At 60.4% G+C, this 10559-nt stretch carries 10 protein-coding genes; 6 read left to right on the plus strand and 4 right to left on the minus strand.

Annotated features, from left to right (window positions below; all coding sequences use genetic code 11):
• Positions 1-51 precede the first annotated feature (51 nt).
• The 3 genes from NW814_RS10780 (at position 52) to NW814_RS10790 (ending at position 2908) form a co-directional block, all read left to right on the plus strand.
• Complete coding sequence (locus NW814_RS10780; protein WP_414406294.1) at positions 52-321, plus strand: dihydrofolate reductase family protein; 270 nt, start codon at positions 52-54, stop codon at positions 319-321.
• A 543-nt stretch (positions 322-864) separates the two neighbouring features.
• Entirely contained in the window at positions 865-1065 is a 201-nt protein-coding gene (locus NW814_RS10785; protein ID WP_414394537.1) for a DUF2811 domain-containing protein, read from the plus strand.
• A gap of 106 nt (positions 1066-1171) precedes the next feature.
• A complete protein-coding gene (locus NW814_RS10790) occupies positions 1172-2908 on the plus strand; it encodes a tetratricopeptide repeat protein (protein ID WP_414406295.1) in 1737 nt (578 codons plus the stop codon).
• Here NW814_RS10790 and rpaB read toward each other — a convergent pair.
• The 3 genes from rpaB to deoC form a co-directional block, all read right to left on the minus strand.
• Positions 2905-3645 carry a response regulator transcription factor RpaB gene (gene rpaB / locus NW814_RS10795; RefSeq protein WP_414394542.1) on the minus strand — a complete coding sequence of 247 codons (741 nt, stop codon included), beginning with the start codon at positions 3643-3645 and terminating at the stop codon, positions 2905-2907. The two genes, NW814_RS10790 and rpaB, sit on opposite strands and share 4 nt — an antisense overlap.
• A gap of 409 nt (positions 3646-4054) precedes the next feature.
• Positions 4055-4957, minus strand: a complete 903-nt coding sequence (recO, locus tag NW814_RS10800) for a DNA repair protein RecO (protein ID WP_414406296.1) — start codon at positions 4955-4957, stop codon at positions 4055-4057.
• Positions 4954-5655, minus strand: coding sequence for a deoxyribose-phosphate aldolase (deoC, locus tag NW814_RS10805; RefSeq protein WP_414406297.1), 702 nt, complete (start codon positions 5653-5655; stop codon positions 4954-4956). The genes recO and deoC overlap by 4 nt, the downstream gene beginning before the upstream one ends.
• A gap of 148 nt (positions 5656-5803) precedes the next feature.
• On the opposite strand from deoC, the gene NW814_RS10810 reads away from it, so the two are divergent.
• Positions 5804-6175, plus strand: a complete 372-nt coding sequence (locus tag NW814_RS10810) for a YtxH domain-containing protein (protein ID WP_414406298.1) — start codon at positions 5804-5806, stop codon at positions 6173-6175.
• The gene (locus NW814_RS10815; RefSeq protein WP_414406299.1) at positions 6172-6687 is read left to right on the plus strand and encodes a hypothetical protein; all 516 of its coding nucleotides are present in this window, start codon (positions 6172-6174) and stop codon (positions 6685-6687) included. Before NW814_RS10810 ends, NW814_RS10815 begins: the two co-directional genes overlap by 4 nt.
• Here the strand turns inward: NW814_RS10815 and metG are convergent.
• Positions 6684-8240 carry a methionine--tRNA ligase gene (gene metG / locus NW814_RS10820; protein WP_414406300.1) on the minus strand — a complete coding sequence of 519 codons (1557 nt, stop codon included), beginning with the start codon at positions 8238-8240 and terminating at the stop codon, positions 6684-6686. The genes NW814_RS10815 and metG overlap by 4 nt on opposite strands.
• Positions 8241-8302: 62 nt before the next feature.
• Between metG and NW814_RS10825 the strand changes: the two genes are divergently transcribed.
• Positions 8303-10165: an FAD-dependent oxidoreductase gene (locus NW814_RS10825; protein ID WP_414406301.1), complete on the plus strand. Its 1863-nt coding sequence runs from the start codon at positions 8303-8305 to the stop codon at positions 10163-10165.
• The last annotated feature ends 394 nt before the right edge of the window (positions 10166-10559 follow it).

Genomic DNA, 10559 nt, shown 5'->3' on the forward strand with positions numbered 1-10559 from the left:
TGGCAGGCCCGGCCCTGTTTTGCCTAGATGTGGGGGGCGGCGTATTGGGATTTGACCGCGCGCCTAGCCCGCCTGCGGCAGCGGGGGAGCGAACGGGGGGGCCCCCGGGGCGGGGGGCGGCTCTTGGGGGCGTTTTTGCAGGCGCAAGCCTTGGATGAGCTGTGGGTGACGCTGGCGCCAGTGCTGCTGAGTGGCTACGCTGATGCCCCGGCTAGCATCGAGGGCTGGCAACTGCAGGGATCCCCGCCCCGCCTGAAGTTGCTTGAGTGCCGCCGCGGTTCCCAAGAGCTGTTTTTGCACTATCGAGTTGAGTGGAGCTGAGGGAGCAGTCGAGAAAATTTTTTTGGACACATTGAGATTTCCCAAAAATCCACAGGTTTTCCCCAGACTTTCCACAGGCAGGCGGGTTGTTTTCCACAACGTCTTTCGCTCTAGAAGCCGCCTCGAAGGGTTCTGTGGAAAAGTTGCCCTTGCTAAGGTTCACGCGACTACACCTTGAGAAACGTAACGGGATCGCGCCGCTTTTTCCGATCCCATCAAGGCCACGGGAGAGCTCTGGTTCTGTTGGATACTCCCGCCTAGGATTGACATCCCCCCTAGGGCAGAGGGCAGAATAGCCCCACCCGAGGTGAGGAGGAGGCTTCCCCGGCAGCTGCTAGGACCTCCCCAGCCGCTTGCAGGCGGCCAATGGGCAAGCCCTTTTACCCCGTTTCTTGAGGAGCCCGTGCGGTCTTTGAGGTACCCAAGTTAGAGGACTGGCTTAGCTTGTTCAATTCCTTCCTAGGCCGGCTTAGCTGTGGCCCAGGGTAGAGCCTCTTTTTGCTGCGACTGTTTGAGTGTTGACTTTAGGTAGGTGGTTGAGCTATGGATTCTCCTACCGTCAGCATTTCGAGCGAAATTCCCAAGGAGCTCCACGAGACCCTCAAAAACTACCTCTCTCGTCATCCCGACTGGGATCAAGATCGGGTTGTAACAGCAGCCCTCTCGCTGTTCTTGCTCCAAAGCGGAGATGCCGATCGGCGCGCTGCGCGCATCTACCTAGACAGCCTCTTTCGCCGCAACTAGGCTAAAGCTGTCGGAATCCCAACTTAGGGCTATTGGGAACGTCCTGTTAACCCCGGTAGGTCAAACCGTGCCACAGGGCTTTGGTCGAGGGAAAGGCAAGCGGCAGGTGGCTGGGCCTCAGAACTCAGGACAAGGAGCCAGCCTGCCCTCTTTCCCCTCCCCAGAGGCGGCTCTGGCTTTGGTCGAGCGCCACCGACAAGCAGGGGATCTGGGGGCGGCGCTGCGCCTTTGTCGACAGCTCACCCGCGCCCATCCGCACCTGGCTGCTGCCCAAGCGCTGCTGGGATCCCTCTATCTGCAAATGGGAGATCCCCGTCAAGCCTTGACCCCCCTACAGTTGGCTGTACACCTGAGGAAGGACTGGGTGCCTGCCTGGCAGGATCTGGGCGATGCTTGGATGCTGCTGGGCGACCCGGCGGAGGCAGCGCGCGCCTATCAGGAGGGGTTGGCCTTTGCTCCCGGCAATGGGCAACTGCTATTCCGGCTGGGCAGTTGTTGGCTGGCCTTGGGGCAGCGGCAGCGGGCAATTGCAGTCCTGCGCCAGGCTGCGGCAGCGCACCCTCCCCAGCCCTATGCTCTAGCCGCCTTAGGCAATGCGCTGATGTTCGAGAACCAGCTTGAGGAAGCTGAAGGCTGGTTTCGCCAAGCCCTTGCCCTGCTGCCCCAGGAGGGGCGGATCCTCGTCAACCTCGCCCACTGCCTCCACCTGCAGGATCGTCTGGAGGAAGCAGCCGACTGCCTGCAACAGGCCATCCTGCTGCTGCCCAAGGATGCTCAGCCCCACAACAACTTGGGCACGATCCTGCAAGAGCAAAACTGCCTCGAGGCCGCCCTTGAGTCCTATCGGCGGGGCTTGCAACTGGCCCCTGATTCGCCGGAGATCCACTACAACCTGGCCACTGCCCTGCTCACCCTGGGCCGCTACAAGGAGGGGTGGCGGGAGTACGAATGGCGGCTGCAGCGCCAGGGGGCGGCCTACCCCCGCTTTCCCCAGCCTCTGTGGACGGGATCCCCCTTGGGCCAGCAGACTCTGCTCATCTACGCCGAACAAGGTTTGGGGGACACCATCCAGTTTGTGCGCTACCTGCCACTTTTGGCCGCAGCCCATCCGCAGGCCTCCCTCTACTTCCGCTGCCCGCCATCCCTAGTCGAGCTGCTGCGGGCCTCCTTTCCTCAGGTTCAGATTATTTCGGAGACGGATCCCCTGCCTCCCTTCGACTGGCACCTGCCCTTGCTCAGCCTGCCCCATCGCCTAGGCACCACTCTGGAGACAATCCCTGCCTGTCTTCCCTACCTGGTCTGTCCCCCGGAGAGCTCCGCCTGGCCAGAAGAATGGCCTGAGGTTCCTCAGAAGGGGATGAAGGTAGGGCTGGTGTGGGCCAGTGGCCGCCGCGCCGATCTTGCCCTCAACCGGGTGCAGAGGTTAAAAAGCTGTCCCCTCAACCTCTTTCTCGAGTACCTTGATCTGCCCCAGGTGCAGTGGGTTAGCCTGCAGGTGGGTGAAGATCTAAGCCAGCTAGAACCCCTCCTCAAGCAGCACCAGGTGGTGGAGCTGGGATCCCGTTTCCGGAATTTTGTTGATACTGCTAGGGCAGTTGCCCAGTTGGATCTGGTGATTAGCGTCGATACCGCCGTTGCCCACCTAGCTGGGGCGCTGGGCAAGCCCGTGTGGGTTCTACTGCCCTTTGCAGCCGATTGGCGCTGGCTGCTGCAGCGACAAGATAGCCCCTGGTACCCCGGCGTAATGCGCCTATTTCGCCAAGAAGCCCGCGGCAACTGGGTTGAACCGCTACAGCAGATGCGAAGGGCCCTGCAGGAGCACTTGACAGGGATCCCTTCTTAGCCCTCTCCTTTTTCTCCCTTTGGCACAATGCGCTGAAACAGATAGCCAGTACCGCGGGCTGTCAGGATAAGCTCAGGGTTGCTTGGGTCATCCTCCAACTTAGCCCGCAGCCGCGAGATGTGGACATCCACTACCCGCGTATCCACATGGCGCTCTGGGGTATAGCCCCATACCTCTTGCAGGATCTGGGCGCGGGAAAACGGCTCCCCCGAGCGGCTGACCAACAGCTCCAGCAAACTAAACTCCATTCCCGTCAGGCGGATGCGCTCGCCCCGCTTGTAAACTTGGCGCTTGTTGGTATCAATGCAAAGATCCCCAACCTGGATAACCCCAGAGCTAGGGATCCCCTCATGGCTAGACCGGGCCACCCGCCGCAGCACCGAGCGAATGCGGGCCTCCAGCTCCTTGGGTGAAAAAGGCTTGACCACGTAGTCATCCGCCCCCAGTTCCAACCCAGTAATGCGGTCGGCCACATCCCCCAGAGCCGTGAGCATGATGATGGGGATGTCGGACTCTTTGCGCAACTCTTGACAGACCCCATAGCCATCCAGCTTTGGCATCATGACATCCAGCACCACCAGGTCGGGATGCTGCTTGCGGAAGACCTGCAGTGCCTCTTCGCCGTCGGCTGCAGTAACCACCTCGTAGCCGATCATCGAGAGGCGAGTTTCCAAAATGCGGCGGATGCTAGCCTCATCATCAACCACGAGAATTCGTTCTTTACGCTGGGCTTCCACGGTGCTGCAACTCCTGTACTTCACTTTAATAACTTGGCCTGGAAAAGTTAGGATAAAGGCTACCTCCTGCCACCGGCGAGCAGGTGGCTGAGGGATGTTTCTGGACAAGCAGACTCGGCCTCCCCACGGAAAGCTGCCAAACCCATGCTTAGAAACAGAAACTGCAGCCCAGGACACCCCCCACTAAGGAACCCAGAAGGCCTGTTTGGCAATAGGTTGGAAAGACACCGGCTTCCCTTCCCTTTAGCTGTTGCTTTCTCTGCAAACCCTCGCGGCTGACCGCGGCCAAAGCTGAGAAGCCCTTGTTAAGAATTTACCTCATGGAACCTAATGTATCATCTGGAAGCGGCTACTTAATCCACCCCGGAGCTCTATTCTGCCGCCATTCGGCTCAACTTGATACATGTCTTCACAACTTCTTCAGCCGGCCGCCAATTCTTTTGGAATTGCCCTCAGAAAAGGTTGGGGCAAGGGGGGATCCCTGCTCGTTTGCAGTGGGGAAGACAACTGCAGCGCCGGCAGTAGGGTAACAGCCAGCTAGCAGGCGAGCAGACCGGATTTCTCGCTCGGCATACTGCTCCAAAATTTGGCGCAGCAAGCGCTCTGCCCCCAGCCAAGCTGTCAAAGGCAACGTTCTGTCGGCCAGCGGTGGCAAGGTGGGGTTGGGCAGGGATCCCAGGGCCTGCAGGACGGCACTGGAGAGCCGGGCAAGGGAGGTGGGCTGCTGGGCTCTCTGACAGGGCTCGCAGATCAGGCCGCCCAGGTTGGGACAGAAGAAGACCTCGTCCGCCAACTCCCACCCACAGGAGCAACAGGCTTGTAGCGAGGGGGCAACCCCCCCCACCGCCAAAAGGTGGTAGAGCCCATGGACAAGGAGCGGCAGAACTGCCTCTTGTGTAGGGGCCTGCTCGATGCGCTGCAAGTGTTCTACCAAAAGCACAAACAGCTCTTCCTGAGCCTGATCTGGCAGGGCCAACAGCAAAGCCACCTCTGCCAGGTACTGGGCGGCTGTGAGGTGGGCCAAGCTGCGGCCCAGACGGGGAAAACTCTGCAGGGTTTCTGCCTGGACAATGCGCTGCAGACGCTGGGAGGCATCGGCTTGAGCTGACCACCGCCCCCGAACAAGCAGCAGGTCGTTAATGACAAAGGGCTCCAGTCGCCCTCCCCACTTGGAAGACGGCTTGCGGGATCCCTTGGCTACTGCCCGCACCAGCCCCCGCTCGCGAGTTAGGATGGTAACCACCCGATCCGACTCCCCCAAGGGGATGCCTTTGAGAGTGATGCCGGTAACCCGGTAGGTTCGCCCGCTCATGCTCTGCCAGCTTCCCTAGCCTGCAGCTCTTGCATTAGCTCCAACCCCCAAGAAGTGCCGATCCGGGTGGCTCCTGCGGCAATCATTGCCTCCGCCTGAGCCAGAGTGCGAATGCCGCCTGAAGCTTTCACCCCCACTCGGCCCCGGCTAAGCTGCGTCAGCAGTTGCACATCTGCCAAGGTTGCCCCTCCCATCCAGCCGGTGGAGGTCATCAAAAAGGCAGCTCCTGCATCCATGCAGATCTCCGCAGCCAGCTTTTTTTCCTCCTCATCGAGCTGGGCCGTCTCCAAAATGGCTTTGACGCAAACTCCCGTCTCCTCCACAATTTGGGCAATCTCGGCATGGAGCCTATCCAGCTCCCGCGCCTTGAGCCAGGCTAGGTTAATGCGAACATCCAGTTCCTGGCATCCCTGCTCCACAGCCAGTTGAGCTTCGTAGAGTTTGGCCTCCGCTGTGTTGGTACCCAGGGGAAACCCCACCACCGTGCTCACCCGTACTGGCGACCCGTGTAGCCGCTCAACCACCCGCGGCACATAGCAGGGAGGTACGCAAAAGGTGGGGAAGCCGTAGCGCAGGGCAATTTCGCACCCCTCCTCAATTTCCTCCGGGGTAACCATAGGCAGCAGCAGCGTGTGGTCGATGTACTCTGCCAAGTTGATTGGCCTTTCCGCCAGGCCTTTGGGCTCTAAAGAGACCATGGGTTGTTGGGTAGTTTCCACAGCGCCATTTCTACTCTAGCCCCCAGCAGCCCAGCCGCGACTTGGCCTTTTTGGGCAGAGCAGGGTAGCAGATTTTTTTTGATAGTCTGGTTGGGGGGCCACTTGTATCCACCAACTCTGGCAAGGCATGGCGGAAAACCGGACTGGCGCGTTTATTGGTGGGCTGCTGTTGGGAACGGCGGTGGGCACGCTCATTGGCCTGCTTCTAGCCCCCCGCAGCGGACGGGAGACGCGGCGACTGTTGAAAAAATCGGCAGAGGCGCTGCCAGAAGTGGCAGAGGATGTAGCCAGCAGCTTGCAGTATCAGTCAGAGAAACTGTTCGACGCTGCTCAACGCAGTTTGGATGAGGCCCTGCTGCGGCTACAGCAGGCAGTGGTGGTGGGGAAGGAGGCCATGTTGCAGAAGCGAAAGGAGCTGCTCCAAGCCCAAAACTCGCGTTCCCTTGGGGGGGAAGAAGCTGATTTGGAAGCCGGCGATGGAGAGGAGACGGCGGGATGAGCGATCCGGTCTTTTGGCTTGGCCTCTCGGTAGGCCTGGTGGCAGTGGCCATTTTGGCGGTGATCCTGACCCTGCTGCCTGCCGTCATTCAACTGGGTCGAGCCGCCCAGAGTGTGGAGCGCTTCTTCGATACGCTGCTGCGGGAGCTGCCGCCCACTCTAGAGGCTCTGCGCCTGACGAGCCTGGAAGTGAGCGAGATTGCCGACAGCCTTGACGAGGGGGTGAAAGGGGCGGGTCAGGTGGTGAAGCAGGTCAGCCGCTCCCTGGAAGGAGCCCGTACCCAAGCCCGGGATGCCCAAGTCAATGTTCGCAGCTTTTGGGCGGGAGTACGAGCGGCCTGGCAGACTCTTGCCCATGGAGCTCCTCCTGCTGAGGTGAGCAACCCTCGCTTGCGCTCGGGTGCAGCTCCTCCTCTCTCCCGAAGGGATGCCCCTCCTTTGGCCGAGCGGCTAAGACCAAAGGGAGGACAAGCGGCTGCCCAACCTTCCCAAGCAAATGCTGCCAAGTCCTAGGCGTTCCTGAGGATTTTCTGAAAGACAGGCACAGGGGGCTGAGGCTCTTGACCAGGGGGAAGCTGGCCCCAGCGAGCATCGGGATCCCAGCGCAGTTGGGTAATGTCGGTGAGGGGGAACCCCAGTTGCTGCAGGATCTTGAGGCTGAGGTTGGGAATGATGGGCGAAAGGGCCACCGCCACCCAGCGCACGCTTTCTAGAACGGCATAGAGAATCTCCGCTACCCGTTGGCTTTGCCCCTGTTTATGCAACGTCCAGGGAGCTTGCTCATCTAGGTATTTGTTGCTGGCCTGGGCCAGGCTGAGGGCCTTGCGGGCAGCCGAGCTGAGATCCAGCCGCTCGTAGGCGTCAGCCACTGTCGGGGCTAGGCGCTCAGCCAAGGTTTTGAGGGGATGATCCGGAGGGATCTCGACGGCGGGAATGCGGTAGTCAGGTTGGTATTTTTTGAGCATGGCGAGGGTGCGGTTGAGCAGGTTCCCCAGGTCGTTGGCTAGGTCGGCATTGAGTACCTCGACGAAGCGGCCCTCGCTAAAGTCTCCATCTTTGCCCAGCTCAATTTCGGTCAAGAAATAGTAGCGCACGGCATCGGCGCCGTATCGCTGCACCAGCTCAAAGGGATCCAGCGTGTTCCCCAGGCTTTTGCCCATCTTGAGGCCATCTTTGGTGAGAAAGCCGTGGCCAAAGATTTGCCTAGGCAAAGGCAACCCCGCCGACATGAGCATGGCCGGCCAGTAGATGGCGTGGAAGCGGACGATATCTTTGCCCACCAGGTGCACGTCGGCAGGCCAGTAGCGGCGCAGAGCATTCTCCAGCGTCGGCTCGTCCTCGGGATCTAGAGCGGCGCTGATGTAGTTGATGAGGGCGTCAAACCAGACGTAAAGGGTTTGGCTGGGATCCACTGGGAAGGGGATCCCCCAGGAGACGCTAGGGCGAGAGATGGAGAAGTCCCGCAGGCCCTGCTTGACAAAGTTAATGACCTCATTGCGGCGGCTTTCTGGTTGAATGAACTCTGGATGCTCCGCGTAGAGAGCTTCTAGTTTTTCCTGGTAGCGAGAGAGGCGAAAAAAGTAGTTTTCTTCGTCTTTCCACTCTACTTTTTTGTTGGGATGGAGCGGGCAAAACCCGCCTTCTAAGATCTCTGACTCGTCCTTAAACTCTTCGCAGGCAACACAATACCACCCCTGCTGCCGCCCAACAAAGATATCTCCCCGATCCCAAACCCGCTGGAAAAACTCCCGCACAATGGCTTTGTGGCGAGGGTCAGTGGTGCGGATGAAGCGGTCATAGCGGATATCCAGCAACTGCCAAAGCTGGGCAAACTGGGCCGCGATCTCGTCACAGTGCTGCTGCGGGGGAAGGCCGCGCTCTTCAGCGGTGCGCTGGATCTTCTGGCCGTGCTCATCGGTTCCCGTTACCATCAGCACCTCCCTACCCCGCAGGCGGTGGTAACGGGCGATGGCATCGGCTGCCATGGTGGTGTAGGCACTGCCGATGTGGGGGGCAGCGTTGACGTAGTAGATCGGTGTGGTGATGACGAAAGTGGAACCCGGCATGAGCCCTCGCAGCGCTTTCCCCCATGATAAAAGTTGCCGGAAAGTCTGACAGGCTGAAGAAGATGTTCACCCTCAAGGGATGGAGCTGCGGCATCCTGGGGGCTGGGATCTTGGGCGCCGGGGCGGCCCTAGCTCAGCCCGTGTCGGCAACCCGCATCCCCTGTGAGATTTTCATCGCTGGGGGCGGGCTGGGAGGCGTGGCAGCGGCCTACGAGGCCCTGCAACTGGGGCGACAGGTGTGCATGACCGAAATTACCGACTGGATTGGCGGCCAGGTGAGCGCCCAAGGGGTCTCGGCTTTGGACGAGCGGCCCCTACAGCGGGAAAACGAGATCTTCCCGCGAGGCTACAGAGAGTTTCGCCGCCGGGTGCGGGAAAAGTATGGCGGGGATCCCAACCCCGGCAAGTGCTGGGTGAGCGTGCTCTGTTTTTCTCCCCAGGTGGGACATCAGGTACTCCGGGAGATGTTGGATCCCTATCTGCAGTCGGGGCAGTTGCGGCTGTTTACGGAGACAGTGGTGAAGGACTTGGAGATTGAGGGCTACCAGATCCGCAGGGTAGTGGCTATCCGCAACCTCCCCAAGCACGCTGGCGTCGCGCCGGAGCAGCGGGGGGATCTCTCTAGCTATTTTTTGGACTTCTACCGCTGGGAGCCCACGAAGGACTGGGATAAGGAGATCCTGCACTTTGAGCCGCCTCCCGAGCGGCAGGGAAAAACCCTGCCTTGGATAGTGATTGATGCTACCGAAACCGGCGAGCTGCTGCCCCTGGCGCGAGTGCCCTACCGTCTCGGCACGGACGGGGAAAGCCGCTGGGAGCCCAGCTCCAAGCCCTACAGGGATCCCTATTGCACCCAGGGGTTTACCTACACCTTTGTCATAGAGCGCTCCGCTGTGCCGCAGGTGCCCATCAAGCCAGAGTTCTACGACGATCCCCTGCACGGCCCCTACTACAGCTTTGAACACCCGCGCTTTAACTTCGGGAGGGTCTTTACCTATCGCCGCATCTGGGGGCAGGTATTCGGCTTCGGGGAAGAGGCCATCCGCGTGGGGGATCAGTCCATGCAGAACTGGACCTGGGGCAACGACTGGCGCATCACCGGGCCGGAGATGAACCTCATCCTCACCCACGAGCAACTGCAGGCCTCGGGCCAACTGCAGCCGGGTGGCTGGATGGGGGGCTTGCGGGTGGAAGCCCTGCGTCGGGCCGAGCAGCATGCCAAGGGCTTCTTCTACTGGCTGGTGGCGGGGAGGACGGACTTTCTGTTGCAGCAGGCGGATCCCAACTTTCAAAAAGACTTTTACTTGCGCTATCGCTACCTCAAAGGGCCCAACAGCCCCATGGGAACTGCCAGTGGTCTTTCCAAGTACCCCTATATTCGCGAGTCGCGGCGCATCATCGGGCGGCCCAGCGTCTCCTATCCAGGAGGGTTCACCATCTACGAGTCGGATATCACCACGCGGGAATCGGAGTTGAATCGCGGTCGCCCCTTCATCTTCTACGACTCGGTGGGGGTGGGCCAGTACCCCATCGACTTCCACGAGTGTCTACTGCCGGATTTTTCGCTGCCCCCCAGCCACAACCAAGACGCCCAGGCCCCCAGCTACCCCTACCAGATCCCGCTGCGCGCCCTGATCCCACAGCGCATCGACAACCTCTTGGCCGGCAGCAAAAACATCGCCACCAGCCGCATCGCCAGCGCCTCCTATCGAGTGCACCCCGTGGAATGGGCCATCGGCACGGCAGCCGGCCACACAGCTCACTTTGCCCTGGCGCGGGATCTAGTCCCGGCGGAGATCCTGCGGGAACCGCTCTCGAACCTGCAGCTGTTGCCCGCCCTCCAGGCCCAGATCCAGAGCCTGGGCAACCCCATTCAATTTCCTGGCACCACCATCACTGCCACCGACTGGGCCCAATCCCGCTAGTTTAGAAAGGCAGGGTTGGAAGCTGGCCGATGGATGCCATTGGGGTTGAACTTTGGGGACTGGAGACGATCCGCCCTTCGCTGTGGGCAGCCACGGCTCTATGGAGCATAGGGCTCTGCTCTAGTCCTTGATTCACCGTTCGCGTAAGCGGGACGGAGTCCGTACAATTGGCCACTTTGTTGCATAACCAACCTTCTGCCTTGACGTAGATGGGCTGAGCTAGTGAGCTTGCGAGTACATCTTTTCTGGTAGGCACTTTGCCTAGGCTGAAGTTGGCTCCGTCTTTAGCCGGTGTGCCTTATGGGGGCAAGGAGCAACTACCTGCAGCAAGGCCTACGGCCCGCTATCGCGATCGCGGGGAAGTGACGCCTGTGGAGATCCCTCTGGCGGGGTG

The organism is Synechococcus sp. R65.1 (genome assembly GCF_047461755.1).
Classification (GTDB): domain Bacteria; phylum Cyanobacteriota; class Cyanobacteriia; order Thermostichales; family Thermostichaceae; genus Thermostichus.

Excerpts from the sequence above, each read along its gene's own strand:
- NW814_RS10785 (WP_414394537.1), top strand. The coding sequence starts at position 865 with ATGGATTCTCCTACCGTCAGCATTTCGAGCGAAATTCCCAAGGAGCTC.
- recO (WP_414406296.1), bottom strand. The coding sequence starts at position 4,957 with ATGAGCGGGCGAACCTACCGGGTTACCGGCATCACTCTCAAAGGCATC.
- deoC (WP_414406297.1), bottom strand. The coding sequence starts at position 5,655 with ATGGTCTCTTTAGAGCCCAAAGGCCTGGCGGAAAGGCCAATCAACTTG.
- NW814_RS10810 (WP_414406298.1), top strand. The coding sequence starts at position 5,804 with ATGGCGGAAAACCGGACTGGCGCGTTTATTGGTGGGCTGCTGTTGGGA.
- NW814_RS10815 (WP_414406299.1), top strand. The coding sequence starts at position 6,172 with ATGAGCGATCCGGTCTTTTGGCTTGGCCTCTCGGTAGGCCTGGTGGCA.
- metG (WP_414406300.1), bottom strand. The coding sequence starts at position 8,240 with ATGCCGGGTTCCACTTTCGTCATCACCACACCGATCTACTACGTCAAC.
- NW814_RS10825 (WP_414406301.1), top strand. The coding sequence starts at position 8,303 with ATGTTCACCCTCAAGGGATGGAGCTGCGGCATCCTGGGGGCTGGGATC.